25 protein-coding genes are annotated in these 26546 nt (G+C 40.9%); 13 read left to right on the forward strand and 12 right to left on the reverse strand.

The window, feature by feature from the left end; genetic code table 11:
- Complete coding sequence (locus V7K36_RS11590) at positions 1 to 984, reverse strand: vitamin K epoxide reductase family protein (protein WP_335115822.1); 984 nt, start codon at positions 982 to 984, stop codon at positions 1 to 3.
- Between the two features lie 112 nt (positions 985 to 1096).
- Entirely contained in the window at positions 1097 to 1945 is an 849-nt protein-coding gene (btpA, locus tag V7K36_RS11595; RefSeq protein WP_335115824.1) for a photosystem I biogenesis protein BtpA, read from the reverse strand.
- A 723-nt stretch (positions 1946 to 2668) separates the two neighbouring features.
- On the opposite strand from btpA, the gene rimO reads away from it, so the two are divergent.
- The 3 genes from rimO to V7K36_RS11610 all read left to right on the forward strand — a co-directional run bounded on the left by rimO (position 2669) and on the right by V7K36_RS11610 (position 6609).
- Positions 2669 to 3988, forward strand: a complete 1320-nt coding sequence (gene rimO, locus V7K36_RS11600; RefSeq protein ID WP_335115826.1) for a 30S ribosomal protein S12 methylthiotransferase RimO — start codon at positions 2669 to 2671, stop codon at positions 3986 to 3988.
- Positions 3989 to 4157: 169 nt separating this feature from the next.
- Positions 4158 to 5687 carry a DEAD/DEAH box helicase gene (locus V7K36_RS11605; RefSeq protein WP_334829898.1) on the forward strand — a complete coding sequence of 510 codons (1530 nt, stop codon included), beginning with the start codon at positions 4158 to 4160 and terminating at the stop codon, positions 5685 to 5687.
- Positions 5688 to 6030: 343 nt separating this feature from the next.
- Complete coding sequence (locus tag V7K36_RS11610) at positions 6031 to 6609, forward strand: Uma2 family endonuclease (RefSeq protein WP_335115827.1); 579 nt, start codon at positions 6031 to 6033, stop codon at positions 6607 to 6609.
- A 10-nt stretch (positions 6610 to 6619) separates the two neighbouring features.
- Here V7K36_RS11610 and V7K36_RS11615 read toward each other — a convergent pair whose 3' ends face one another.
- Entirely contained in the window at positions 6620 to 7567 is a 948-nt protein-coding gene (locus V7K36_RS11615) for an aldo/keto reductase (RefSeq protein ID WP_335115829.1), read from the reverse strand.
- A 110-nt stretch (positions 7568 to 7677) separates the two neighbouring features.
- Positions 7678 to 7875: a hypothetical protein gene (locus V7K36_RS11620; protein ID WP_335115831.1), complete on the reverse strand. Its 198-nt coding sequence runs from the start codon at positions 7873 to 7875 to the stop codon at positions 7678 to 7680.
- Between the two features lie 405 nt (positions 7876 to 8280).
- On the opposite strand from V7K36_RS11620, the gene V7K36_RS11625 reads away from it, so the two are divergent.
- The 3 genes from V7K36_RS11625 to V7K36_RS11635 are packed head-to-tail and all read left to right on the forward strand — an operon-like array spanning position 8281 to position 13784.
- Positions 8281 to 10689 (forward strand): dynamin family protein, encoded by a 2409-nt coding sequence (locus V7K36_RS11625; protein ID WP_335115833.1) that lies wholly within the window; start codon positions 8281 to 8283, stop codon positions 10687 to 10689.
- A gap of 30 nt (positions 10690 to 10719) precedes the next feature.
- Positions 10720 to 11493, forward strand: a complete 774-nt coding sequence (locus V7K36_RS11630; protein ID WP_335115835.1) for a hypothetical protein — start codon at positions 10720 to 10722, stop codon at positions 11491 to 11493.
- An 11-nt stretch (positions 11494 to 11504) separates the two neighbouring features.
- Positions 11505 to 13784, forward strand: coding sequence for a dynamin family protein (locus tag V7K36_RS11635; protein ID WP_335115837.1), 2280 nt, complete (start codon positions 11505 to 11507; stop codon positions 13782 to 13784).
- A 199-nt stretch (positions 13785 to 13983) separates the two neighbouring features.
- Here the strand turns inward: V7K36_RS11635 and V7K36_RS11640 are convergent, their stop codons facing one another.
- The 3 genes from V7K36_RS11640 to V7K36_RS11650 all read right to left on the reverse strand — a co-directional run bounded on the left by V7K36_RS11640 (position 13984) and on the right by V7K36_RS11650 (position 16553).
- Positions 13984 to 14208 carry a hypothetical protein gene (locus V7K36_RS11640; RefSeq protein ID WP_335115839.1) on the reverse strand — a complete coding sequence of 75 codons (225 nt, stop codon included), beginning with the start codon at positions 14206 to 14208 and terminating at the stop codon, positions 13984 to 13986.
- A gap of 200 nt (positions 14209 to 14408) precedes the next feature.
- The gene (locus tag V7K36_RS11645) at positions 14409 to 15359 is read right to left on the reverse strand and encodes an AAA family ATPase (protein ID WP_335115841.1); all 951 of its coding nucleotides are present in this window, start codon (positions 15357 to 15359) and stop codon (positions 14409 to 14411) included.
- A gap of 102 nt (positions 15360 to 15461) precedes the next feature.
- Positions 15462 to 16553 carry a DUF4350 domain-containing protein gene (locus V7K36_RS11650; protein WP_335115843.1) on the reverse strand — a complete coding sequence of 364 codons (1092 nt, stop codon included), beginning with the start codon at positions 16551 to 16553 and terminating at the stop codon, positions 15462 to 15464.
- Between the two features lie 743 nt (positions 16554 to 17296).
- Between V7K36_RS11650 and V7K36_RS11655 the strand changes: the two genes are divergently transcribed.
- The 3 genes from V7K36_RS11655 (at position 17297) to V7K36_RS11665 (ending at position 18355) form a co-directional block, all read left to right on the forward strand.
- Positions 17297 to 17524 carry a hypothetical protein gene (locus tag V7K36_RS11655; RefSeq protein WP_334829750.1) on the forward strand — a complete coding sequence of 76 codons (228 nt, stop codon included), beginning with the start codon at positions 17297 to 17299 and terminating at the stop codon, positions 17522 to 17524.
- 126 nt (positions 17525 to 17650) lie between these two features.
- Entirely contained in the window at positions 17651 to 17809 is a 159-nt protein-coding gene (locus V7K36_RS11660) for a hypothetical protein (protein WP_335115845.1), read from the forward strand.
- Between the two features lie 69 nt (positions 17810 to 17878).
- Entirely contained in the window at positions 17879 to 18355 is a 477-nt protein-coding gene (locus V7K36_RS11665) for a GNAT family N-acetyltransferase (RefSeq protein ID WP_335115847.1), read from the forward strand.
- Positions 18356 to 18357: 2 nt separating this feature from the next.
- Here V7K36_RS11665 and dpdE read toward each other — a convergent pair whose 3' ends face one another.
- From dpdE to petJ, 3 genes are all read right to left on the reverse strand, one after another.
- Positions 18358 to 21669: a protein DpdE gene (gene dpdE / locus V7K36_RS11670; RefSeq protein ID WP_335115849.1), complete on the reverse strand. Its 3312-nt coding sequence runs from the start codon at positions 21667 to 21669 to the stop codon at positions 18358 to 18360.
- 387 nt (positions 21670 to 22056) lie between these two features.
- Positions 22057 to 23019, reverse strand: coding sequence for a tetratricopeptide repeat protein (locus V7K36_RS11675; protein ID WP_335115851.1), 963 nt, complete (start codon positions 23017 to 23019; stop codon positions 22057 to 22059).
- Between the two features lie 101 nt (positions 23020 to 23120).
- Positions 23121 to 23456, reverse strand: a complete 336-nt coding sequence (petJ, locus tag V7K36_RS11680) for a cytochrome c6 PetJ (RefSeq protein ID WP_335115853.1) — start codon at positions 23454 to 23456, stop codon at positions 23121 to 23123.
- 555 nt (positions 23457 to 24011) lie between these two features.
- Here petJ and V7K36_RS11685 point away from each other — a divergent pair.
- From V7K36_RS11685 to V7K36_RS11700, 4 genes are all read left to right on the forward strand, one after another.
- Positions 24012 to 24167, forward strand: a complete 156-nt coding sequence (locus tag V7K36_RS11685) for a transposase family protein (RefSeq protein ID WP_335116062.1) — start codon at positions 24012 to 24014, stop codon at positions 24165 to 24167.
- A gap of 65 nt (positions 24168 to 24232) precedes the next feature.
- Positions 24233 to 24487 (forward strand): RNA-binding S4 domain-containing protein, encoded by a 255-nt coding sequence (locus V7K36_RS11690; protein ID WP_334829755.1) that lies wholly within the window; start codon positions 24233 to 24235, stop codon positions 24485 to 24487.
- A gap of 47 nt (positions 24488 to 24534) precedes the next feature.
- Positions 24535 to 24951 carry an alternative ribosome rescue aminoacyl-tRNA hydrolase ArfB gene (gene arfB / locus V7K36_RS11695; protein ID WP_335115854.1) on the forward strand — a complete coding sequence of 139 codons (417 nt, stop codon included), beginning with the start codon at positions 24535 to 24537 and terminating at the stop codon, positions 24949 to 24951.
- Between the two features lie 138 nt (positions 24952 to 25089).
- Positions 25090 to 25266, forward strand: coding sequence for a hypothetical protein (locus tag V7K36_RS11700; RefSeq protein ID WP_334829758.1), 177 nt, complete (start codon positions 25090 to 25092; stop codon positions 25264 to 25266).
- Positions 25267 to 25319: 53 nt separating this feature from the next.
- Here the strand turns inward: V7K36_RS11700 and V7K36_RS11705 are convergent, their stop codons facing one another.
- Positions 25320 to 25874, reverse strand: coding sequence for a pyridoxamine 5'-phosphate oxidase family protein (locus tag V7K36_RS11705; protein WP_335115856.1), 555 nt, complete (start codon positions 25872 to 25874; stop codon positions 25320 to 25322).
- Between the two features lie 71 nt (positions 25875 to 25945).
- Positions 25946 to 26467 (reverse strand): DUF937 domain-containing protein, encoded by a 522-nt coding sequence (locus V7K36_RS11710; protein ID WP_334829762.1) that lies wholly within the window; start codon positions 26465 to 26467, stop codon positions 25946 to 25948.
- Positions 26468 to 26546: the final 79 nt, after the last annotated feature.

A 26546-nucleotide genomic window follows, 5' to 3' on the forward strand; every position in this document is an offset into this window, starting at 1 on the left:
TTACTTGAAATACTTGAAGTTACGAGGGCCCGTGTAACCAGAAACTTTCGCTAGTTCCTCTAAGCTTTGGACTCCGCTATAGCTTTTACCATTGACGATCCACGTGGGGAAGCCTTCAATTTTTGCGGCTTTACACAGTTGTGTTTGAGCTTTGAGTCCATCGGGAGCGCACTCTACCCTAACATCATTGTTGATTATTTCTTCGGCTTCTTTACCAAAAAGCAGCTTTTGTTCATGGCAGTGAGGACACCAGTAAGCAGTGTATTCCTTCGCGCCTACCTTTGCAAGCTGGCGTGCTAGAGCTATTTCTGCCTCACCAGAAGTAGTCGTAACTTCCCAACCGAATGCTGGGTTAGGCTCTGCCTTGGGAGTAAAGTTAATCTGTACGGGTTGTCCAGGAGTTCCCGATGTAATATCTGATTTATTCACGCCAGCATATACGCCTAAAGTACCAATCAGCGTCACCATCCCGACAATAATGGCAGTAAAAAAGAGTTGTCCAATATCCTCCCAAGTCCGACCGATAATCGTCAGTACCAAAAGACTCACAGAGAACAAAGCTGAACCGATACAGTAAGGACAAATAGCTTTAATTTGAGATGTCAGCACGTAGATTAAGTAGCCGCTAAAGACAGACATAGCGATCGCACCCGCCAGCAGCAGCAACCACGTCCAATTTTCCAATTGTTTGCGGCGATTGTTTTCCCCTGAGTTGAATACCAAGGGAGCCAAAGCAAATATCACCATACTGGTGTATGCCAAAAACCCAAACAAGGCTAATGGCTGGCCAAAAACCGTTGCCCAAGGACTGGAAAGCACATCATTACAGCCCTTGACACCAGCCTGTGCAACACAAGCTGCATTGCCTCCTGTTAACTTTTCTATGGTGAGATAACCTGTTATCAGGGCACCACATCCAGCGATCGCGGCAATCAATGGACGTGACCATTTATGAATCCAAGGAGTAGAACGGCGGCGAATCATAAATATTAGGGAATGGGGAGTGGGGAATGGGGAATGGGGAATGGGGAATGGGGAATTGGGAATTGGGAATAATAATTGCTCCCCGTACTCCCTACTCCCTACTCCCCACTCCCTAAGAATGTAACTTCACTTGTTCTGTTGATTTGTTTTCACCTTTGGAGTTCCAATTGCGATGGGCAGCCTCAACAAATTGACTGACGCGAATTGGATCAATTGGTTGCTCTATGCGTCCGTGACGTTTCAGGGAGCTGGAAACTATTACACCATCTGCTGCCTGCATCAATGTATCAATATTTTCCCAATTAGCCCCACTACCAATGAACACTGGCGTGCCATTTGCTGCACCACAAGCAAGTTCCAAATCTTCTAAGTTAGGAGGGCTACCAGTAGCCCAGCCAGACAAAATAACTCCGTCTGCTAAACCCCTTTCAATGGTGTCTTTGACGGCGACTGTGAGATTTGGAGAACTCAAAGGACGGGCGTGTTTCACCAACACATCGGCGAGGATTTTAACATCAGAGCCTAGCTCCCGTCGATAGCGGAGTAATTGATGGGCTTCTCCCTCAATTAATCCCTGATCGGTTGCCATCACTCCTGTGAGAACGTTGACGCGGATAAATTGTGCCTGCACACAGCTAGCGATCGCCATTGCACTTTTGGCATCGTTTCGCAAAACATTTAAGCCTATGGGCAAAGTCACCAAATTTTGTATCCGTTGCACCACAATGGTCATGGCACTCACAACCACTGGATCGACTTGGTTTTTGGTAAACGGCGCGTCGAAAAAATTCTCCACAATTAGCCCGTCAACCCCTCCACTTGCTAGGGCTGCGGCTTCTTGTTCGGCACGGCCAATCACCGCTTTTAGGCTACCTCCCCAACGGGGCGAAGTAGGCAGTGGTAGCAGGTGAACCACGCCAATAATCGGTGAGCGAGTTTTAAATATCTGATATAAGTCCACTTCTTTAATCCGCCTCGCGGAGTCCAGAGTCCAGAATTTTTTGACTATTGAACGCCAATTCAACGCTACTCCCCTTAAGGTCGGGAAAATACGCACATGACTGGCTCCTCTTAACCCTTGACTCTTGACTTTTCATTAATTAGTCAAATGTGTTTTATGATAGTTGGTCTACTGCCTCCTTCCTCAGATGGAAATTGGCGTGAAACCTCCCATAAGATATGTTAAGATAAAATCTGGCTACAAGAGGAGTTTGCCACTCACTAGACGCAAGGCAGCTTTCCGTGGTTTAGGCGTCTGGTCCGCGCACCGTCGTAGGACTTGCCAATCGCCAGGGTAGCATTACTGCTTTATAGGCGTAGTCGCTTTCGTCGATTTCCCTGAGGGTAGCGACTTCTCACAACAAGCCCTTTGGGCGGCTCCCCGATGGGTAGGTTAACAACGCACACGCTGCGGTAATGTAAAATACCAATAGGCGAACTGTTAAAAAACATTACAAGTGTCAAATGTACCCAAAGACACTTCAATTTACCCTGGGGAACAGATTGATAGGAATATCATAACATGACCTCTATTTTTATAATTGATAGGGTCATAAGTTGACGGACAGTTGCTGACAGTGGGAATTTGCCACTGTACTGTTTTGATGAGGATTCTGATAGCAAAAAAGCAAAGTTAGCGCCAGAATGTTTGACTACAAGAAAAAAATGATGATATTTTCAAAATATGGGTGACAAGCCAACAATTGCCATTTCTCACCTGGGCTGCGAGAAAAATCGAATTGATACAGAACATATGCTAGGACTGCTTGTAGAAGCAGGCTACGGTGTAGATACAAACGAAGAGTTAGCAGATTACGTTATTGTTAATACATGTAGTTTTATTGAAGCAGCGAGACTTGAATCTGTCAGAACTTTGGTAGAACTGGCAGAGGCAAACAAAAAAATCGTAATCACTGGCTGTATGGCGCAACACTTCCAAGAACAACTTTTGGAGGAGTTGCCAGAAGCAGTCGCAGTTGTGGGTACTGGCGATTATCACAAAATTGTAAATGTAATTGAGCGTGTAGAACAAGGCGAGCGGGTCAAACAGGTTAGTATTGAACCAACCTACATTGCCGACGAAACTACACCGCGCTATCGCACGACAACCGAGGGCGTAGCTTACCTGCGGGTTGCGGAAGGATGTGATTATCGTTGTGCATTTTGTATAATTCCTCATCTTCGAGGGAACCAGCGATCGCGTACTATTGAATCTATAGTCGCCGAAGCGGAGCAGTTAGTTAGTCAAGGGGTAAAGGAAATTATTCTAATTTCCCAAATCACCACTAATTACGGTCTAGATATTTACGGTCAGCCAAAATTAGCTGAATTACTTCGCGCTTTGGGGAAAGTAGATATACCGTGGATCAGAATGCATTACGCTTATCCCACGGGACTGACCCCAGATGTGATCGCGGCGATCCAAGAAACACCCAACGTCTTGCCTTATCTGGATTTGCCCTTGCAGCATTCTCATCCAGAGATCCTCCGCGCGATGAATCGTCCTTGGCAAGGACGTGTAAATGATGGGATTATAAATCGCATCAAAACGGCGCTACCAACAGCCGTATTGCGGACAACATTTATTGTTGGTTTCCCAGGAGAAACAAGCGAGCATTTTGAACATCTACTAGAGTTTGTTCAACGGCATGAATTCGACCATGTTGGTGTCTTCACCTTTTCCTCTGAGGAAGGAACCCCAGCTTACAAGCTACCAAATCAGTTGCCCCAAGTGGTGATGGATGAGCGCCAATACCAACTTATGGAACTCCAGCAACCGATTTCCCAAAAGAAAAATCAACAGGAAGTAGGCAAAATAGTTGATGTCCTGATTGAGCAAGAAAATCCTGAAAGTGGTGAATTAATCGGTCGTTCAGGTAGATTTTCCCCAGAGGTCGATGGTCTGGTATATGTCAAAGGTCACGCAAAGTTAGGAACCATCGTGCCAATAGCGATTCACCACGCTGATACATACGACCTCTATGGTCAAGTAGTCAATAACTAAATTGTCATTTGTCTTTTGTCAAATGACCCTTACGGGTTCGCCCTTCTGGTGAGGTATTTCCTCATGGAGGGTTTCCTCTAAGACTCTGCTGGCTAACTAATGACTAATGACTAATAACTAATGACTAATGACTAATCCAAAAATCCTTACAAAAAATTTAGGAGAATTAATGACTCTTTCATTTCAAGAATTAGGCATTTCCCAAGAACGTGTCGAACAACTAGAAAAAATCGGTTTTACCGAACCGACTAACATTCAAGTACAGGCAATTCCCCAATTGCTAGCTGGTCGTGATGTGGTAGGCCAATCTCAAACTGGAACAGGCAAAACCGCAGCATTTTCACTGCCAATTTTAGAGCGGCTAGATATTAATCAAAAAGCCGTGCAAGCCATAGTTTTAACACCAACTCGTGAATTAGCAATGCAAGTTCACGATGCGATCGCTCAGTTCATCGGCGATGAAGGATTGCGGGTGTTAGCAATCTACGGTGGTCAATCAATTGACCGCCAAATGTTACAACTCAGACGTGGCGTTCACATGGTCGTGGGCACACCAGGACGGGTGATAGATTTGCTAGATCGCGGCTGTTTAAAGCTCGATCAAGTGAAGTGGTTTGTGTTAGATGAAGCTGATGAAATGTTGAGCATGGGCTTTATTGACGATGTGGTGAAAATCCTCTCCCAAGCGCCCGTAGATCGCCAAACAGCTTTATTCTCGGCAACAATGCCACCATCAATTCGGATGTTGGTGAACAAGTTCTTGCGATCGCCGGCGACAGTCACCGTTGAGCAGCCAAAAGCCGCTCCCAACAAGATTAATCAGGTAGCTTATCTGATCCCCCGCCACTGGACAAAAGCCAAAGCTTTACAGCCGATTCTGGAAATGGAAGATCCAGAAACAGCTTTAATTTTTGTCCGCACCAGACGCACAGCCGCAGAACTTACCAGTCAGTTGCAATCTGCTGGTCATAGTGTCGATGAATACCACGGTGACTTGTCCCAACAAGCGCGGGAACGGTTATTAGTCAGATTCCGTAACCGTCAAGTCCGCTGGGTGGTAGCAACTGATATTGCAGCACGAGGGTTAGATGTCGATCAACTCTCTCATGTGATCAACTACGACTTACCCGATAGCGTAGAAACTTACGTCCATCGCATTGGTCGTACTGGTCGTGCTGGTAAAGAAGGAACAGCAATTTCTTTAGTACAACCATTTGAGCGGCGCAAGCAGCAAACATTTGAACGTCATAACCGCCAAAATTGGCAAGTGCTGACAATTCCCACACGCGCCCAGATTGAAGCAAAACACATTCTGAAATTGCAAGAACTGGTGCGAGAAGCTTTGACAGGTGAGCGTTTGGCTTCATTCTTGCCAATTGTCAGCGAACTGATTGAAGAATACGATGCTCAGGCGATCGCCGCAGCTGCACTGCAAATCGCTTACGATCAAACTCGTCCCGCTTGGTTGAACTCAGATGTGGAAATTCCCCAAGAGGAATCTTCCGCTCCCAAACCCAGACTGGGCAAGCGTCGTGAATCTTCCAGCGATCGCCCCCGTTCTGCGTGGAAATCAGATAGCAGCAATGGAGAAGAAAGACATGCTTCTCCTAAGCCAAAACTGCGGACAAGTGGACACGAGTCTTCTGCATCTCCTAGTAAAAAGCTAGGTTCACCTACAGCTAGGGAATCAGCATCTTAGTCAACAGTTAGAAGTTAATCAATTTTGGATTTTAGATTTTTAGATTTTTTCTTGAATCCAAAATCCAAATCTAAAATGGGAGAGTTGAGAGTTAAGAGTCAATATTTTGACTTTGGCTCTTGACTTTTTGGCTTTTTGGGTAACTTTTTCTACCAATTTATAGGACAATACAGTTCAGTTAAGGATAATTGTAGGTTGGGTTGAACGAAGTGAAACCCAATATTAAGCGTTAATTGTTGGGTTTCGTTCCTCAACCCAACCTACGCAACTTAAGGTTTTTAGGGATAACCCAAGCGTATTGGTTTGTAGGAAGATCAATTAAAGATGCATTCTTCGTGGTCTTATGTTCACTATTCCAGACTTAGAGCAACTGCAAGCAGAGCATCCAGAATGGCAGATGGAGCTAGTAGACGGAAATATACTTGTTATGGGCCCATCAGATTATGAGTCAGAAGAAATAGGTATAGAGTTTGCACGGCAGATGGGTAATTGGGTACGCCCACAGAGACTAGGACGGGTAACTGGTTCTAGCGCGGGTTTCATTTTGCCTACCTTAGAAACTGAAAACGGCAAAGAAGCTGATAACGAAAAACGAAATCTCCGAGCTCCCGATGTGTCTTTTGTTCGTGCTGATAGACTGAAAACAAGCAAGCGCGACTTTGTGGAGCTGGTGCCTGACTTGATGGTAGAAATAAAATCTAAGTCAGACCGCATCAAACCATTGGTTGAAAAGATTCAGCTATTCTTACAACTCGGAGCTACGGTTGGTATTTTGATTGCTCCTGACAAATTGACGCTCACCGTTTATCGACTCAACCAAGAACCAATAGTTTTGCAGGACAACGACAAACTGACACTACCAGACTTATTACCAGGTTGGGAGTTAGTAGTGTCAGAAATTTGGCCTCCTGTGTTTGAGTAGTTTAGAAATATTACAGCCAAGGACGACTAACTAGTTCTAACTGCCCAATTTCATCATCGCTCAATCTCCAGCCCAAAGCACCAGCATTTTGCCGCACTTGTTCGGCTGTCTTCACCCCAGCAATGGGAATAACGTTACCCTGAGCAATTAACCAGTTGAGAGCAACTTGAGCAGTAGTGCGATCGTATTTTTCCCCGAAGTTGCGTAGCAAAGATATGACTGGGGCAATTTTTTGCAGACCTTCTTTCTTAAATCGCGAGTCTATTTTCCTAGCACCACTGGGGGTTTCAGCACCATCAAGACTGTACTTGCCAGTGAGTAATCCTTGTGCTAGAGGACTATAAGCCAAAATAGTCACACCTAAATCACGGGCAGTTGCCAGAATACCTTGGCTTTCAATTTGGCGACTGAGTAAAGAATAGCGTACTTGGTTCACAGCCAAAGGCACTCCACGGGCTGCCAATATTTGATGCGCGTCTCGCATTTGCTCTGCTGAGTAATTACTCACACCGACTGCGGCAATTCTGCCGAGCTTCACTTCATCCGCTAGGGCATTCATCAAGGTTTTTTGACTTAAAAAGAAGGCAAAAGGCCAATGCACTTGGTACAGGGCGATTTGCTGTAATTGTAGGCGTTTGAGGCTTTGAGTTAAAGCATCAGAGACGGATTGGGCTGTAAATCGCCACGGTAGGGGGCCAAATTTTGTGGCGATTTGTACAGGTTGTTGTGTCTGTTGCAAAAATTGTCCCAAAAATTTCTCTGATAGTCCCATTCCGTAGACTTCGGCACTATCAAAGAAGGTAACACCAGCTTCTAAGGCTGCTGTAAAGGCTTCTTGTAACTGTTCTGGGCCGTAGCTGTTGCCATAATTCCAAAATAGTTTATCACCCCAAGCCCAAGTGCCTATGCACAAGGGTGTAACAACTGGGCCATTTTGCCCCAATGTGATATTTTCCACGGTTGCAAAATTTAATTCATTTACATTTCTTTACTTTTATAGTGTATCGTTACAGACAAGATTGGGTGTGGGGCATTAGATACCATAGCTCAAGCTGACAATGTTTCAACTTACCTGTGTAATGAAGCGTCTGGAGGAGCATTTTCCACGATTCCTGCCAGGAATAGTAACCTTGAACCATTTTTGGAGTGTAACTTTTCTGCCAATGCTGCCTGTATAACACTTGATGGGTTTTGCTCTGGGTGATCTTTTAAGTATTGGTCAAGTTGTTTCCACAACTCATCAGGAATATAGAGTGTTCGTTTCATTTTATCAACCTCTGGAGGTACAACTAGTGTTGTACTCTCATAGTATTTGCTGGAGTGCGCTCGCTATTTTTTAGCTAGTTCCTGCTCAATGTTGCGATCGGTCTTTGTTCAAGCTTTTTGACTTTTATAGTTTATTGTCACGGGCAAGACTGCGAATAGGGCATTGAGCATTAAGGATTTGGCGCATCATTTTTAATGATTTTAATAAATCAAAAGTAAAAAATGCTTGTGGTATCAAAGCTGAAAAAGCTATACCGTAAGCGTTCTTTGAGCCAGTGCTATGTACTACTTGTGCGAGCGCGGTTAGTCTTCTTATTACCGAATATTAAAAAAAATTAATGTATAAAAAGACATTAATTTTTTCTATTGCTTATAATTGGGCGAACACAGCATAAACACATAAATATGAGTGATAAAGTATACAAAATATTTGAAGACGTAGAAGTAAAAGCGAAACTCCTTGCTAAATACTGGAATAACTTTTACACAGAAATTTCCGAGCATTTACCAGATACATATCAGCCGGAGATGCAAGAACTTTCCAGTAAATTAGAGGAAGCTTTAAGCAAGCTGGTTCATGAGCTTCGCAATCCCACTCTCACCCTTGCTACTACAGGAACTACTAGTAGCGGTAAAAGTACTCTCGTGAATTTGCTATGCGGAGCCGAAATTGTCCCGGTAGCAGTAAGTGAAATGAGTGCTGGGGCAGTCACTATTGAGTACAGTAAGGAAAAGTCTCTCATCATCCATGAAACACCAGGAGCATTGTGGGAGTGTGGGGAATGGAGAGGTATTACTGAAGAGAAGATTTATCAGCGTCTGTACCAAGCGATGATAAGTTACATCGAAAATAGAGAAACACAACCGAATTTAGCTTGTCCACAATCTACAATCTTTTACCCCTTCAGGCTTTTAAAAGAATCTAAGCTGGAACTACCACACAGCACAAGGGTAAGAATTTTGGATTTACCTGGTTTGGCGTATGTGGGTGATGAAGGTAACGCCAATATCATTAAACAGTGTCGTGAAGCTTTGTGTATAGTGACATACAACAGTGCTGAAACGGATTCACAGAAAGTAAAAAGTTTGTTGCAAGAAGTTGTACAGCAGGTAAAAGATTTAGGTGGTTCTCCTGCGCGGATGCTTTTTATTCTTAATCGAATTGACGTTTTTCGAGCAGATAGAAACTGGCCAGAAACAGAAAACCGGTTTGTTGAAAAGGCTATACGTGATATTAAAAATGAACTAACTGAACAATTAAAAGAACATACAGAAGATATTGAGAATTTACAAGTAGTAAAACTTAGTACATGGCCTGCTCTGTTATCCCTTCAGATACAAAATAATGATGATATATACAGTGTTGATGCGTGTAAAAAAGCGGATAACAATTTTAATGGATTAATCCAAGATATATTAGAAGACTTGCCACGTAACACACAAAAATGGTCTAGGCACGACAGAAACAGGGTTGCTGAAGCATTATGGCAAAAATCTTATGCTGAAGAATTCCAGCATAATTTAAAAGACCATATTACTAAAAATTTTCCACAGTTAGTAATACCGCAAATTATAGAAGGTTTTAATGTTGCTGCTGGAAATGCCATAACAGAATGGGCTACACAAACAACAACAGCTATTCTTAATAGTTCGGAGAAATGCTATCAACAAGAATGCGATAATATTTCATATATTAGGTCAGCAATTGAACGTTTTCTTGAAATTAGTGATAAAAATTTAATAGAACCTTTTGAAAGAATAGATACAAAAATTAAACAAGTTATAGCAGAAGAGTCAGAAGATGATCCTGTGCGGTATCTCGAATCAACAATTTTGGAACTCAAGGTTGTAGAACCTTATAATTCATTAGGAGAAAAATTATATCCACTTTATGGATGGCGACGGGAATTAGGTCAGGGGATAAACCAAATACTAGAATCAGTTGCAAAATCTTTAGAAAGTGGAAGGGTAGACTTAGACAGTCCAAATTTAAAAAAAGCAAATACTTTAAATGTCAATTTGCTAGAAAGAAACTTAAACCGACTAGTGAACTTAGGCTACACAGCTTCCGATGCTAAAGAAGGTAAAACAATGGAAGCACGAACAGACGCAGAGAAAAATAAACTTAAACAAATAAATGAAGAGTTAAATGAATTAGCTATTCATTTGAATATTGTGATGGAGGATGTATTAAAGCAAATTTCTAATCAAGAATTAAAGAGAATGTATCAAGCAGTGGTAGAACTTTTCAATTGCGATTTGTCTCATATCGAAAAGGGAGCAAATGATATTGCACCTAATATAGCAATCAAGTTTCCTGAATCCCAACTCAGTAAAGTTGAGAGTCAACCCACATTTAACTTTCGTTTTCAAGCAGGCTTTCCTATTAACCAAGGCACTTGGCAGGAGGCGATACAGGTTACAAGAGAAGAAAGAACTTGGTATACATTATGGATAGGGAAAAAAACAATTTATGAAACTGAATATAAAACACGTTCTAGCGATAATGCTAAAATTCCCAGTGTAGAAGATTTACTCACAGGTTGGATACTTCAGGGGAAAGAGGAAGAATTAAAAATAGTAAATCAAATTGCACACTGGTTAATAGAACAAATTGGAAGTCTAAAAAAAAATGTAGACAAAACCCAGAATGAGATTATTGACCGTTATCAAGCCAGACTTGATAAAGCTAACCAAGAAATAACTTTAGATTATGAAAAGCAAAGAAACGTTTGGCAACCTATGCAAAAAAAAGCTCAATACCTTGCAGAAGAATTTTCTAGCTTAAAAATGTTCTTAAAAGAGGAGCCTTAAAATCTAGTGGTAAATAATCAACTCGTAATTGTGTATAATCAAATTTTTGAACAGGTATCTCCTCAAATAACAAATCAGGGGCGGGGTGTTCTATATGATGTAATGCACATAATACTTTATGCAGAACAACCAGGTTCTAAAGCTAAAAATATTTGTAATTATTTTGGTATCGAAAGTTATGCAACACTGGATGAGGATAAGAGAATTGTTGATGGTGTAATAAGTAATCCAAACGATTCATTTAATCCAATCAATCTGCTCAGACACGATCCAGAAAGGGAACTATTTTGGATTGTGGTAATAGCTTGTACCCTTGCTGGGGCTTATTCCTGCGTAAAATATCTCGAATATATAAAGGAACAAAAGGCAACACAAGAAAGAGGAAACAAAGCAAGAAATTTACAACTAGCACCCCCCTCTCAACAGTCAGTAACTCCGCCTCGAAAATCCCTTACCGCAGCTTTATGTCTTGTTGTGTCAGCAAATGCGATTGGTAATTTAATAAAAAATGATCAAATAAATGTCTCTGACATAGAAAAACTCATAGATGCTGCCTCATATTTTGTATGCACAGAAGAACCTGACTCAAACCAGCTGCATCCAGAAATAACAGATGAAGATATTCCAACTAATAGTAACCTAGAAGTTTATGTAAAAATTTATATCGATGAAGGGCAAGAAATGATTGGTAAAAAAGTCCCTTATATTTTAAAGAGAAATCTACCATCTCATGGACAAGGCGTTGTTAAACAATTAGCTTGTCTCAGAAATCTATCTGGTTTAGAAAAATTTAACCGCGTTTAAGGAATCTACAAATGGATTGGCAAACTGCTTCTTCTTACTATGAGACTCGTCTTAGCGATGCTCTAAATGTGCAGCGACACGCGATTAATTTGGCTATGCTACCCCAAGCAGAAGTTCCTCATCAATTAAAAGAGGTACTTTTGCAAGAAGCAGAACCAACTCGTCGTCAACTTGAAAGACTCAAAAAACGCGAGTTTCGTATTGCTGTTGTGGGTTTAGAGAAAGCAGGAAAAAGCACTTTTATTAATGCTTGGTTAGAATGTGATTTACTCCCAGCGAAAGGAGGAAGATGTACATTTACAACAACACAAATTTATTCAGTTGAAAATGAGTCTGAACAAAGACTTGAAGTACAAGCGAGAACCGAAGATCAGTTTATCAACTTACTAAAAGAACTTGAAAAAGCAGGGGCGCAAGAAGACCTCAAAACTATTCGAGCAAACGAAATAACTTTACAACAGGTAAAAAGAGAAGGTAATCTTACTTTTCCATTTACTAGACTGGAAGATATTAGAGAACCACTAAAGAAATATGTAGCAGATGAAAAATATGCTCATGCTGTTTTAGAAGCTAGACTTTATACTAACAAACTTGCTCAGGCTGAAGGTATCGTTTTTTATGATGTTCCGGGTTTGGATTCAGGTTTAGCAAAGCACGTTGACGAAGCACAAGAAATGCTGTCAGACTGTGATGCTGTGATATTGGTACAGCGTTTTACTAGCCTTAGAGAGAAGGAACTGGAAATAATAAAATTTACAGAACTTGGCGATAAAAACGTCACCGTTGCTGACAAGCTTTTTGTGTTTTTAAGTCGAATTGATTCCATAGGTAGTGCAGAGGCGCTTACAACACATATTGAAGAAGCATCTCAAGACTGGGAAAGACGTGCAAAACTTCCACGCGATCGCATTGTACATGGTTCAGCAGGAGCATATCTCATTTTGAATGGTTTAGCTGGAGAACAGACTAAATTAGAGATTGGAGATGCAAGTAACATTCAAGCTCAGTTGCAGAGATTAACTGGAATCTCTGATGAAAAAAGTCTAAATAGAAATGGCACTGGCATTCCAGAAATAAAAGACAAAATATTTAACTATATCAACACTGAACGTGTATCTATATTAAAGAAAAGGTGTGAGATATCTATCAGTAAAATCCTAAGTAATTCTGAAAATATTTATACTATAGTAAGTAAAAAATATCCAGAAAATCCCGAAGAAGCAAAGCTATTTGAAGAAAACAATAGACGTGTTTTATTTACAGAATGGTGGAATCAAAAATGGGAAAAAATTAAAGCAGACTTACAAAAATACTATGAATTTTCTGTTGTTAACAAACCATTAGATACTTTAGCTGCTAACTCCTTAACCCAAATAGAAAAATTTCGAGAACGATATATACAAATCGTTGAAAACGAAATGAATCAACTAAGGGAGGAAACATTTAGAAAGAGAGATACTATTTTTCTTGCTAACTCAAATCCAGAGTTTGACCGCATGAGAGCTAACTTTGCTTGGCGTGATGACTTGTACGGTGATATTACTAAAGTTTTATCTTCAATTGCCCATCAACTTGCTCTAGAGCTAAAGGATGAAGCATTAAAATTAGTTGAATATATGACAAGTTTATTATGGGGAAGTAGTCAAGTAAAAGCCAGACTAATTGAAAATTCAGAGGATTATTTTTTATCTAAACTAGAAAATAGTTTAAGTGTATTATTTTTACGATTTGCACGTCCAGTGGCAGAAACACTAATTCGTGGGCCAGTTAACAGTGATACTCGTAATAAAATAATCAAAAGCCTGGGAGTGGATATTGAAATTATTGATAACTACTATAGTGGTGAAGAACCTGCTTTTAGAGTTCTGAAAAGATATGTAAAATATGGTTCTGATTTAATTTTTAACCCTGGAATTCGTCAACAAGTACTAGGAATAACAAGAGTAGCAACACAAATAGGAATAGATGTTGCTAATGACTTCAGACCTCCCCAAGAAGCTGTAATTTTTGAAGTTGAAAATGATATTAATGCCTTTGAAGAATATTTGCGTTATGCAATTTTTGAGGCTGCTGGATTTGAGTCATTCTGTATTCAGGAACTCAAGGGTTTAATTGATAGTTTTAGAGATAAAGAAGGTACTTGGACAGGAGTAGCTTTTAATGAATGGTTGCAAGAAAATCCACTTTTATTGGCTGAAATACCGTATAACTTGAAGTCACAAGAGTCAAACCTAGAAGTTAGCGAACGATTACGCCAGTTATCTATTGCATTAAAAAGAACTCGTTTGTAAAAAGTTTAAAAAAGCCCTGGCGAATGGAATTTGTGGCTATACAGACAAAACCCACCTCGGTGGGTTTCAAATTCCTGGAGTCCGCGTAGGCAAACTTAGTTTGTGTAGCCGCGATTTTTAATCGCCGAGTATATTATTGTAAGAATTGAGGGAGGCTAATAACCTCCCTTTTCTGATAGTTGAGTGTATTTAATTTTATTTATGAATTAGATGATTTGTCCTGCTTGGCTTTTTTGATTAATTCCATGTAGACATTAATCTCACTAATTTCTAAATCATGCTCAACTCTGGTTACTTTCCATCTTTCCTTTTTTAGGTAAACTTCTTCTCCTACTCTGGGAGTAAATTGGAGATCGTAGAACTTTTTGAGAAAATCTTTTTGATTTTCTTCCCATAATATTACTTTCACTACTTCTTTGGTCATGAGTTCTGCCTTTTTTGTTACTAGATGAAAGTCAGTAGTTTGATGACATACATACGGCAAGTTTATCTTACTAATTTAATGGAATAGCGTAGTTAAAACCACATTCTTCACATTGATATTTTTATGTGCCTTGAGTTTTTTAGCCCAATGAGACAACTCTGGGCGCGGATTTTACTTGTATAGCCTTACAAAGAATTTTTTCATCTTGGAACTGGTACTTGATTAATTACCGACGCAATTACCGCATCCATTTGTAAACCATCCAGCATTGCTTCTGGTTTCAAAATGAGGCGATGACGTAGCAGTGGCGATGCAACTGCTTTCACATCATCTGGCGTTACAAAATCTCTTGCAGCTAACCACGCTAGGGCTTGAGATGTCTGCAACCAAGCACCGGCAGCGCGAGGTGATGCGCCCAAAGTTAAATCAGGATATTGACGCGATGTTCTCACCAACGCCAACAAATAATCAACGATCGCTTCTGATACTTTAACTTCTTTGACTGCTTCTCGTGCTTGCAAAATCTCGGCGACTGTTGCTATTGGTTTTAAACGGCTAATATCCAAACGCCTTGCTGCAAACCCCGCCTGACGATTGAGTAACATTTGCTTTTCAGCAGCTTGATCGGGGTAATCTACCACCAGCTTAAATAAAAATCTGTCCAACTGCGCCTCTGGTAAGGGATAAGTCCCCTCAAATTCCAGGGGATTTTGAGTTGCAATCACCCAAAATAAATCTGGTAAGGGTAAACTTTCACCATCCAGCGTTACCTGCATCTCTTCCATCGCTTCCAGTAGCGCCGCTTGTGTCTTGGGAGGAGTACGATTGATTTCGTCTGCTAGCAGCACTTCGGTAAATATTGGTCCTTTTTTCAAAGTGAAATTGCGGCTATTCAAGTCAAAAATATTTGTGCCAGTAATATCTGAAGGTAAGACATCTGGTGTTAGTTGAATCCGGCGAAACTCCCCTTCGATTAACTGCGCCAACACTTTTACTAGGAGAGTTTTCCCAGTTCCCGGTACTCCTTCCAAAATTACGTGTCCACCCGCTAACAGTGCCACTAAAAGCTGTTGTATTAGGCTAGATTGTCCGACAACTACTTGATTAAGACCTTGACCAAGGCGAATTAAGATAGGATGGGTTTCACTCATATTTTTTTATTGATAAATAACTAACGCAGAAATATTATGCTTAATTCCAAAAAATTAATTACGAATTATGTTAGCGTAGCGGTAGCGAGTCCGCGAGCGTCATTACGAATTACGAATTAGCCTGATGCTTCGCCATTTCCCCAACCAGCTTAACAGCTCTCGTTCACTGATGGGTTCTTTGCGAGATTGTAGCTTTAAAACTGCATCTAGTTCTGCTGCACTTGCACCTGTTTTTTCTATCCAGAAATTGATCAAGGCTTGACGTTCTAAAAGTACTTGCCCTAATCCCAAGGCTTTTTGGAGTTGTAGTTGTTCTTGTTTACCCACCATCTGCACAACAAAGTCGGTGGTATCAGCTTTCTGCAAGACTCCGGCTAAAGCTTGGATGTATGCCTCGCTGTTATCTACAACTGGTGTATCTAAAGCTACTGGCTTGCCAAAGCGGCGATTCTGCGCCCAAATTAGCACCAATAGCAGGATAATTGCTTGCACTAATATTGGAAATAAGGGAGTTTTTGTAAAAAAGCTAGATAAATCTCCTTCGCTTTCTTTCTTCCTGACATCGGCATCTTTATAGCCGTGGATGTATTCATCGACAAATACTGTGTTACCTTTTTCCGTTACTAAACTCGCTAGATACTTGAAATTACTTAAATAATCTTGGTAGGCGTTGGCGGCTAAATAAGGAGTGGTAGAAAAAATCACCTTTCCCTTTTTGTAATTTTCTTCCCAGACAACAGCACCAAAGCGATCGCCTAAATCAACTTGCTTGGAGTTAGCTTTCTGATATCGTCTACGTGTATCAATTTTGATATCACCTTGGAGAGATTTCTGCATAGTGCTAAACTCTGCTTCTGTAACCCGCGCCCCTGCACCCAAAATTATCAAAGTATTCCCTTTTTCTACCCATTCACGCTCTTGACTATCCAGTGTCGTCTCCCTTGGATAGCCGCCTACCTGTAGGATGGTGAGTGGGCTGTTTTCTTGAATATCACTAAAAGGCTTTTGCCAGCGCTTGATAGAAATTCCCTGCTGTTGCATAAAAGCATACCAAGCACCATAGCCATCAGAGGCGCGGTTATATGTAGAGCCAGTGTTAAGTTTAGTATTATTGGGAGCGGCGAGCAAACTAAGTAAAACGATCGCTGCGAGTGCGATCGCTCCCATCCAAGCAAGGCGATTTGAACGTTTCATTTTCGACTTTTAGTATAATCACTTGGTTTCAGTATCACTAGTGTTAATACTTACTTATTTTTCCGGTAAAGTCAAAAATATAATTAATTTTATCTCAGTTTCCCAGCCCTACGCGCTCTCTATATGTGACTGGAATCTATGACATCTTACGGTGGTAAACCACCTTGCTGAATCTGTGTAATAACAGCTATCGAACAAGTTCCTTTCGGAATAGGACTACCAATGATAATCAACGCAGCTAGTTGAGTAGCATCCATATCTTCTTTGAAGACGCTCTTACGTTTACTTGCGGCAGCAGCCCAATAAGCAACATTTTCAGTCTCTGGCTGGAAATTAGGTTTGAAAAGGGTTTGGGCTTAAGTTGATACCAATGAGCAATGCTGTGCCCCTACCGCGTGGTCTATTTATCTTAGAGGATGTTTTAAAAGTTGAAACCAGTCAAATATTTGTCTATTTTATTTTCTGGAAGTCCATTTCTTGAGCGCTTGTTAAAAAATCATCATCCAAAACTTAAAACAAAGAGAGTGATTGACTCTAAATAAAAGCCCTTACAACGCTTACTGTAAAGGCATTTGAGCTATTTATTGCCTGGAGAATTTGCTCAACTCCAGTAAAAATTGTGAAAAGTTCTAATTCTGCATCACCAGAAGTTATTTACTTTTGAACAAATTGGTACAGACTTAGAGTTACTCTACGACTTATTCTCAAGATTGTAACCTTTAACTGAAAAGCAATCAAGGACGATGATAGTATTTAACGTTATAGACGTAGAAGACAATATATATTACCTAAAGTATAAAGAAATCCAGGAAACAAAAGTAGCGGATGAAGGTAAAAACAATGACGATTACCTTGATGCTAAATACTTTCAAGTTATTTTCAAAAATGGAGATATAATCCTTCTGGAAATGGATAAACAGAATGAACTTAGCCGAATGCTTCTTTACCGTTTATTAATGCGTGGAGAATAGTCATAACCTGTCCTGATATCTAATTCGTAAAGAAAGTCTAAACAGAACTAAATCTGGCTTTACTCACGTTATAGGCTAAATCGAGTATAGTTATTTTGTTGTCGATGAGCCGTCTACCCGCGACCCTTGAATCCGCATTGCAAACTATACCCAAGTGGTTTAAGCGATGCCGAATGGTTAATTATCAAGCCTCTTCTACCGCGATCGCTCCTATTCGACCGCAACGTTCAATTGACAGAACTGGAAAATGTATTACATTACCTAGACATAACCTTATCGCAATAAAAACTTTCGTCTCAGACGCGAGATTCTCTATACCCCTAAGCGAGTAGAATTCTCTAGCAAATTAAGGAGATGAGTCGATTGCAAATTCGCCAAGATGACCTGACAGGTAAAAAGATCGCTGATTTTATACAGGAACATCTCGAAAGTATGCATGAGATTACTCCGCCTGGAAGCGTTCATGCTTATGATTTAGAGGCATTGCGCTCACCCAATATTATTTTCTTTTCGGCTTGGGAGGGGGATGAATTACTCGGATGCGGGGCATTGAAAGAACTTTCTTCAAAAAGTGGTGAAGTCAAATCAATGCGTACCGCTAAGGCTCATCGTCGTAGGGGTGTCGCCTCGAAGATTTTTGAACACATCATCAAAGAAGCTGAACAGCGTGGTTATGATCGTCTGAATTTGGAAACAGGGGCAATTCCAGAGTTCGCCTTAGCACGAGCCTTGTACACACGGTACGGGTTCGAGTATTGCGGCGCCTTCGCTGACTACATTTATAACCCGAATAGCGTATTTATGACGAAAAGGCTATTTAACCGCACATAATATTACTCAAATTGCACAAGCGATCGCCCAGATACAATAATGAAACCCACAGAATCAAGCCTCAGAAGCGGCTGGCGAATTCCCTCTAGAATGGCTACATTTAAAGCCGTTTCTATTTTTAATTCTTCAGCTAATGCATTATCCCAACTTTGCTGGTTTAGACGTAGGCGTAATTGTTCTACTCGATTGTCTAATTTCTTTTCAGCAACAGTAGCAGAACTTTGGCACAATTCAATAAAATCGGGACGATTGGAGAGTAATTCCGAAGAAGTGTTACGCACTTGATAGCAAAAATTTTGCCATTTACTAGAGTCAACAAAATCATCAATAATTCCTAAGCGTTCTTTTGCTAGATTGTAATCTCGTCCTTGATTATTGTTTTTATCTTTATATGGACGTTGCAGAATACTTAAGATTGCTCTATCCTCAACAACACGTATTTGCTCGTTGCGACCATCAACATAGATAGTTTCTATAATTGGCGGAAATAAAGCATCAACACGTCGCTGCAAGTTTTTGAATTGAGAATTATCTAGTTTGTAATCGATTAAAACTTGTTTGGCAATTCTTAAATTTACCTCCACTACATAATTACATTGGAAACCGAACCACTCCATCCCTTCTTTAGCATCCCAAGATGCATCAGTGCGCCACATGGCAAAGGCTTCACCTCGGTCATCCCAGTTTATATAATTCAAGAGTGCTTCTACAAATCCTTCCCCAATCCGAAAGAGTTTTATCCCAGAATTCTGATTTGCTACCCGGCGATTATAAGTACCAAATTGGTCTAAAGAACTATCAGCAAAACGGTTTTTTAACTCATTTATGGGAACTAAGGTCCGCGTTGTCGGTTGATAACGTCGCATCTCTGATGAATCTGGGTTATTTTGTCCCCTGAATCCCAGCGCGTCACAAATCCAGCCTTCAATTGCTCGCTTAATTTCTAAATGACAAGCATCGTAATTATCTAAATCTTGAAAATACTGGGTTGCAATTTCATCATTAGCGTCAATTTCATCTAGAGTATTTTGTTCGCTAATTTTCACTATTTCCGCTTCAATTTGCGACTGAATTGGCTCAATCATCTCTAACAATCCAGCCGCACTTGATTGAAACAAAACTGTTTCTAATTCTGCAAGTTTTTCATCCACATAAAACTGGAGACTGGCAATTGATTGTTGGAAAATACCAAACCCATCTTTTAATACTTTATACCAAGCATTGTGAGGGCTATCTGGCAAATAGGGGCCAATTAAGGCACAGGATTGGATGCCAATTTTGCTGCCAATGCGGTCAAGTCTGCCAATTCTCTGTTCTAATTGATTAGGCGACCAAGGAAGGTCAAAATGAATTAACCAGTCGGCAAACTGGAGGTTACGTCCTTCTTCTCCAGAGCGATCGCATACTAGAATAAAGCAGTTTGGGTTATTCTTGAACCTATTTATGCCTTCCTCAACCTTATCTGGTGATTCTCCAAATTGATGGCTGGCTACTGTCTCTGCACCAAAGGTATTAGACAAATACCGGACAATTTCGGCACAAGTTTGCCCAAAACTGGTAAATACAATAAATTTGGGTAGAATATCGCCAGTAATTGGCCTGCGAATTCTCTGCTGTATTCTCGTTAGGAATTCGTTTTGATTCTTCCGAATGTTTGCGGGAATTTTGAAGTAAGTACCTAGCTGATTCAGCAGCACAGTTTTCAAATTCTCCGTCCGTTCTCCGTCCTCTTGAGGTTGACGAATAACTTTTAGTAAGGATTGCAGAATCTCTTCTTCCCCTGAGAATTTGGGAGTTGTAGTTAATAGGCGAATATCATCTTCTTTAAACTCCTGGATGAGTTTAGCATGAGGTTTACCAGTTAACCGGGCGGCAATTACCTGCTCTAAAATGCCTAACCAAGTACCAGCAGCTAGGAATAACAGCAGAAAAATTCGCTGATACTCCAATTCATGGGGAGCAACACTACGCCATTGATTGATCAGTTCGTGGATATCAAGCGATCGCTCGTCTAAATCATACTCTTCTTTCGGCGTAAAATTGCGGTCAAATATCACATCTTCCACCGCAGCGCGACGGTTGCGAAGCATTCGCCGATGTAGTCGATAGGTATCGCTGACGTGAGTGCGAATCCCTTGGACGATTTGCTCTTGGTTACTAGAATTTGCTTGTAAACAATTTTCTAAATCATCCGCCAGCTTCAGTAAATACTTATCCTCAGCAAAGAGATTTCGCAATTGCTGCAAGTTGCTTTTGAGAACAAGAGGCTCCGCACCTTCTTTAAAAGAAAGCAGAAGTCTACCAATTTCCTGACGGCTTTCAACTTTGGCACGAAAACCTGCTAAATCATCAAGTTTATAGGTTGTCGGGTCCAGCAAGTGCAACATTGCCAGAAAATCTTGCTCATGATTGAGAACAGGAGTGGCGGATAATAAAAGTAAGCGATCGCTCTTATGGGCAATATTTTTGCAAGTCTCAAAACGCTGGCGCACTGCTGCATCCTTAGAGGTTGCCATTGCTGCGATGTGATGGGCTTCATCTAAAATTAAGCAGCCTATCTTCGCTTTCAGGTTGATTTTATGGATATCTTCAACCGCCAGCACGGCTACCCGTTTGGGAAAATGGGAGATGTAAAACTTGTTTTCTAACTCAGTCCGCCATTGTTTGAGCAAATATTGCGGAACTATTACCACTGCACCTTTTTTTGGCTCATCGAGGAGGAATTGACGCAGAATAGCACCTGCTTCGATGGTTTTTCCTAGTCCCACCTCATCTGCTAGCAAGTAGCGTTGAATTGGGTCTTCTAGTACCCGCCTGACTACTTCAACTTGGTGAGGATAAAGATTTATATTTGCCGAAATCAGTCCCGTCATCCCCCGACTGACGGCGCGTTGCTTAATTAAGGATTTCATAAAAGCCAATCTTTTGTCGTGGAAGTAGGGCGTTTCGTGACCCTTCATTGCCAGAGTTTGGATGGGGTCTGTGTTGGGTAAATTGCAACGAACGTAAATTTCTTCTTCAGTAACAATTGCAGTTTTCTTATCTGGTAAATCAATTTGATACATTTCTGTATCTTCATCCCAGATGAAAATTCTGCCAACTATCCATTTATCCGGGGTTTGCGACTTGACATAGCATCGAGACTGGGGTTCAAGCTTGACTTGAGAGAGCGAATTTAAAGGTAAAGTTTTTTGCAGACGTTGCCCTATGGAGCAAAAATACTCAACGATCGCATTGGTATCAGATATTTCCATAACTTTTCCGATACCCAAAGAGTTATTCTGGGACTGTACTAATAAACCAAGCTTAATCATAGATCCAGTCCCCTGAACACACTAAAAGAACCTTCCAGACTAGTTTGTTAATCCATATCTGGCAATTTTGTCGATCAACATTATAGATAATAAACTGGTATTACAGTTTTGTCATTGCGATTTCTACGATGGTCACTGAGCGGCTGGTGAGCGCAGCGTCTCGTAGAGAAGTGCGGGCTACGCCTACGCTCCACCACAGCCAATTAGTAAAATCAGCAATTTTCAGGTAAATAGACGACGCCCTACGGGTACAGCAATACTCTCAGACATAGCTTTGTACTGGGTAAATGACGCTCGGCATTATAAAAAGTTACGACCGAATCTACCAACTATTTACATTAATTTAAAATTTTTTGAATAGCAGTAGATTTTCCTCGCTAAAGTTCATCAATTTGTTGAGATTGGAAAAAGCTGCCATTTTGAAATCAGGGCAATTTCTGATAAGGATGAAAGTTGTTGGTGTAAATTTTTCAGTAACAAGAAAGTTTTTTCATAGGTTGTAGTTTCTTTCTGTTGGGCAAAGTATTTAACCGCTTTTTGTAAGTCTGCGATTGCCGCTTGTTCGTGACCAAGTTCATGGTAGGCTATACCCCGATTAAGATAAGCCTGAGCATTGATTGGGTTCCGTTTGAGTGATTCAGTAAAATCCCGAATGGCACAAGAGTTATCGCCACTTCTACCACAAGCACAACCCCGATTATAGTAAGCTCTGTAGTCATTGTGATTGAGTCGAATTGCTTGTGAGAAGTCGAGCATAGCTGCTTTTATGTCTGACAACTCAAAATGAGCTAGTCCTCTGTCATTGTAAACATCCGCTCTTAGTAGACTAGATGATTGGGGAATATTAATGAGTGCTAGATTGTAATCTGATATGGCTTGTTGGTGATTACCCAACATACCACGGGCTACCCCTCGGTTGTAGTAGGCTCTGAAATCATGAGGTTTGAGTGCGATAACTTGATTATCGTCAGCGATCGCTGCTTGATAGTCCCCTTGTCTGTAGTATGCTAGTCCTCGGTTGAGGTGTGTTTCCACATTGTTGGGTGTAAACTTTAGAGCCTGATTGCAATCGGCGATCGCATTCTGATAATCTCCTAATTGCAGATAAGCAAGACAACGATTGCTATAAGCTGAAGAAAAATCATTTTTGAGCTTAATTGCCTGAGTAAAATCTTGAATAGCTTCAGGGTAACTGCCGTGCAGTATTTTTTCAATCCCTAGCTTGAATAAGTCACCTTCTGCGATTTGGGTGTCCGATGTAGATAATGAATATGCAGGTGAAGTGAGAAAAAAGCAAGCGAGTGCAAAGGCAATACCAAAATTGAGCATCAATCGGTAAAAGCAACTCATAATAATATCTCACTTTATTAGCAGAACAGAAGTAGTAGATAAGGCACATACCCTACCTACTATTTGGTAATTTGAGACAGCCTTATTCTCGTATTCTTTTTTTATTTCCAGTCCTTGTCTGCTTGTCCCAGCACATATGCTGCTACATTTTCAATTTGCTCTGGTTTTAAACGACTTTTGAAAGCAGGCATAGCGTTTTTACCATTTGTTACTTGAGCGATAATCGCTTCTGCTGAGTACATCCCAAACTTTTCTAAAGCACCTTTCTTCAAAGTTTTGTTAGCTTGAACCAAGTTTTTCCCACCTGCATGACAAGAAGCACAATTAGCACTAAAGACCTTGGCTCCACTGGTTGCGTCTGCTGCTAAAGCTGGACTATTGAAAGCAAAAGTCAAAATCGCCACACCTAGCAACAGTACTGAAATAATCTTTTTCATCCCATGTTCCCTCTGCAAAAAGTTTATTCGGCATAATATCCCCAATAATTTTCGTTTTTCATGGCTTGCTTCGTCAAATGACAGGATGTCAAACTTCCTAACTTGGCTGTGTGTCAATTAAATTACAACAGTCTGTAGAGCGAAAAGTTTTGCGATGCCTTCTCTAGGAGACGCTACGCGAATGGCGGGCGTAGTCATCGCCAAAAAATAGTGGTCTATGATACCGTTTTTTGGGAAATGCCTAAAAGCTAATTCCCTTATGTCTCTATTGCCACTTCAGTTCTTAGCGGTGCGATCGCCAGCGCTACGGGATATACGTTTATGTTTATCATTAGTGCAGCCTTGAGTTTATTGAGCGTATTACTAATAACCAACTTGCGGGCATAGAAGCAACATATTCACATCGAATTGGGTAAAAGCCTTGACCAATGCTCCTTCAATTGCCAGAAGCAATTCTCCCATCAGAGAGACATGACACGAACACACATACGGTATCTTCGACTGTTTTTAGTACGGCTTGCCGTAATTCTTCTTTATGTCAAGTATTTGCAAAAAATGTTTACATATTGTTATGATCTATCTCAGAAAGAGGGGGTATGCCTATGCCTAGTTTATCTTCCACAAAAACCAATTTTTGAAATATTAGGCTTACTCTTTGACGTTTCCAAAACGAAAGCGAATGATGCCTTTAATTATTGGGTAGAAATTTGAAGAAATATCTTACCTTTGCCTTGATAACGCCACGATACAATTAAGGTGATGTAGTTTTATTTACTATGAAGAAAATCAGAGACAACACAATTAAGTTAAATCAATTTTTAAAGTTGATGGGTATAGTGCCAACTGGAGGGCAAGCCAAGCTGATGATTCAAGGTGGCGATGTCCAGGTAAACGGTATGCTAGAAACCCGACGAGGACGGCGATTAGTACCGGGTGATAAAGTGACAATAGAAGGACAGACTTTAGAAGTGGATTTGAATAACAATGAAGACCAAGATGTAGTAATAGATTTTCCCGAACAAACCGAGTAAAGGATTTTTATCCGAAATTGAAAAGTTCCTCTTTTGCCTTATGAGTAATGCTGCAAATTTCCAACAAAGTTATGATCCCACAGAGTGATATTGAAATTAGTGCGATTCGTTCGCAAGGAGCGGGAGGCCAAAATGTGAATAAGGTTTCCACTGCGATTCACTTGCGCTTCGATATTGTGGCTTCATCATTACCAGATTATTACAAACAACAGCTTTTAAAGCTGAATGATCGACGCATCACCCAAGAAGGAGTTGTCGTAATCAAAGCGCAAGAACACCGAAGCCAAGAGAACAATCGTGAGTCAGCGTTGAGACGACTTCAAGAACTCATTCAAAGCGCAGTTGTGGTGACGAGAAAACGCAAACCCACTAAACCGACTCGTAGTTCTCAAAGAAAGCGCCTTGACTACAAAAGTAAGCGCGGACAGGTTAAGTCTAACAGAGGGCAGGTGACAGATAGTTGATTTATAAATTGACTTTGGTACTCAATTTGGTTGCAAAATCTTCCCAGAGAGCTAAGACTAATTCCTTCTATTGATTGTGGTCAAGTTCATGACTTAGTTGGTTAGCTTGAGAATAGCAACTATTAAAGGTGAAAAAAGATGAATAAGACTTTACTAACGATTTTGATGTTTGCCCTGTTACTCTTATTCATTATCTCTCCCTTTGCTGCCCTTGCTAGTTTAATGCTGGTAGTGTTAGTTTCGGCATTTTTCTCTTTACTAGGAAACTTGTTCCAAGTAATAATTGGTGGTGACACCGACCCAAAAGGGTCATAAAAGCAAAACTCCAAATGAAGATAGGGTTAGGCAACAGCACACTTTTGGCAAATTTAGGGTAATTTACTCAGTGGTGTCGCTAAACCGTCAATGCTAACAAGATTTTTTTGCTGTTGATATTCCCGAACTCCCTCTTCACCTTTTTTACTAGCCCAGTTTACTAGAGTCTGGCGCTGACCTCGATATTCATAGAGTGGTACACCAAAACCACAGGAAATCTGTATTTTTTCAATGTCAGCGACGATAATTTGACGAGTTCCAGGCATCGGCAAAAACAGAGAGTACAGGGAGTCCCAGTCTGGAGAACTCGGTAAAATCGTGTTTCCTTGACCGTAAAGACGCAGGATACACGCGGGTTCCTCAAAGGCGCAAAACATAAAGGTTATCCGCCCATTTTCTTGCAAATGGGCTGAGGTTTCGTTACCACTGCCTGTAAGGTCTACGTAAGCTACTCGGTGGGGAGAAAGTATGCGAAAGCAGCCTAGACCTTTAGGAGACACGTTAACATGACCCATAGGACTCAAGGGTGCAGAGCCAACAAAGAAAAGGTGTTGGGCTGCAATGAAATCTTGCAGTTCCTCAGTAATACATTCAAAAAATTTAGACATAGACTGTCTGATTTATGTGGGGAGTGGGGAGACGCGATTAATCGCGTCTGTACAGCAGTTAGGAACTGTTACTATCTCATATACCGACTAGCCATCTGGATAGCATCAGCGATATCGACATCACCATCGCCGTCAGCATCCAAGAAGGAATTCAGTACTGGATTTCCGCCAGCTTGGGGATTCTGAGCATTTGCACCTGATTGCAAAAAATTCAGCACCAAAGGTACTGCTAAAGGCAGCAATTGTTGAACTATACCAGCATCCAATCCAGTGCGCTGGGCAGCAATTTCAGCTACCTGCTGTTGTGTGTCAGGAGAAAACAGCGAATCGACGGCTTCGGGGTTAGGTGAAGTACCAGCATATTGATTCACTAGAGTTTGTGTGGCTTCATTACCATCTGTGGCTTGCTTATCTTGTAAAGCAGAACGCACTTGACCACCCACTATTGACAAAACTGATTGGATGGTAGACGGGTCTGTACCTGTACGATCGCTCAACTGCTGTACAGTGTTAACAATACTTCCCAGTTGACCTAAGCTGCCCTGTTGATTAGGATTAGCGATCGCACCAAGAATTTGATCGAAAAGTCCCATAAGTTTGTTTCTCTCTTTATTCTCAAAAAGCTTGCCAAAACGTACCTGGATTTAACTCAGATTGGCAAGTAATTTTACC

The organism is Nostoc sp. (assembly GCF_036919555.1).
GTDB lineage: Bacteria > Cyanobacteriota > Cyanobacteriia > Cyanobacteriales > Nostocaceae > Nostoc.

Coding starts and splice junctions, on each gene's coding strand:
- V7K36_RS11590 (WP_335115822.1), bottom strand. CDS start 984: ATGATTCGCCGCCGTTCTACTCCTTGGATTCATAAATGGTCACGTCCA.
- rimO (WP_335115826.1), top strand. CDS start 2,669: ATGGGTGACAAGCCAACAATTGCCATTTCTCACCTGGGCTGCGAGAAA.
- V7K36_RS11605 (WP_334829898.1), top strand. CDS start 4,158: ATGACTCTTTCATTTCAAGAATTAGGCATTTCCCAAGAACGTGTCGAA.
- V7K36_RS11610 (WP_335115827.1), top strand. CDS start 6,031: ATGTTCACTATTCCAGACTTAGAGCAACTGCAAGCAGAGCATCCAGAA.
- V7K36_RS11620 (WP_335115831.1), bottom strand. CDS start 7,875: ATGAAACGAACACTCTATATTCCTGATGAGTTGTGGAAACAACTTGAC.
- V7K36_RS11625 (WP_335115833.1), top strand. CDS start 8,281: ATGAGTGATAAAGTATACAAAATATTTGAAGACGTAGAAGTAAAAGCG.
- V7K36_RS11635 (WP_335115837.1), top strand. CDS start 11,505: ATGGATTGGCAAACTGCTTCTTCTTACTATGAGACTCGTCTTAGCGAT.
- V7K36_RS11640 (WP_335115839.1), bottom strand. CDS start 14,208: ATGACCAAAGAAGTAGTGAAAGTAATATTATGGGAAGAAAATCAAAAA.
- V7K36_RS11645 (WP_335115841.1), bottom strand. CDS start 15,359: ATGAGTGAAACCCATCCTATCTTAATTCGCCTTGGTCAAGGTCTTAAT.
- V7K36_RS11650 (WP_335115843.1), bottom strand. CDS start 16,553: ATGAAACGTTCAAATCGCCTTGCTTGGATGGGAGCGATCGCACTCGCA.
- V7K36_RS11655 (WP_334829750.1), top strand. CDS start 17,297: ATGATAGTATTTAACGTTATAGACGTAGAAGACAATATATATTACCTA.
- V7K36_RS11665 (WP_335115847.1), top strand. CDS start 17,879: ATGAGTCGATTGCAAATTCGCCAAGATGACCTGACAGGTAAAAAGATC.
- dpdE (WP_335115849.1), bottom strand. CDS start 21,669: ATGATTAAGCTTGGTTTATTAGTACAGTCCCAGAATAACTCTTTGGGT.
- V7K36_RS11675 (WP_335115851.1), bottom strand. CDS start 23,019: ATGAGTTGCTTTTACCGATTGATGCTCAATTTTGGTATTGCCTTTGCA.
- petJ (WP_335115853.1), bottom strand. CDS start 23,456: ATGAAAAAGATTATTTCAGTACTGTTGCTAGGTGTGGCGATTTTGACT.
- V7K36_RS11685 (WP_335116062.1), top strand. CDS start 24,012: ATGTTTACATATTGTTATGATCTATCTCAGAAAGAGGGGGTATGCCTA.
- V7K36_RS11690 (WP_334829755.1), top strand. CDS start 24,233: ATGAAGAAAATCAGAGACAACACAATTAAGTTAAATCAATTTTTAAAG.
- arfB (WP_335115854.1), top strand. CDS start 24,535: ATGCTGCAAATTTCCAACAAAGTTATGATCCCACAGAGTGATATTGAA.
- V7K36_RS11700 (WP_334829758.1), top strand. CDS start 25,090: ATGAATAAGACTTTACTAACGATTTTGATGTTTGCCCTGTTACTCTTA.
- V7K36_RS11705 (WP_335115856.1), bottom strand. CDS start 25,874: ATGTCTAAATTTTTTGAATGTATTACTGAGGAACTGCAAGATTTCATT.
- V7K36_RS11710 (WP_334829762.1), bottom strand. CDS start 26,467: ATGGGACTTTTCGATCAAATTCTTGGTGCGATCGCTAATCCTAATCAA.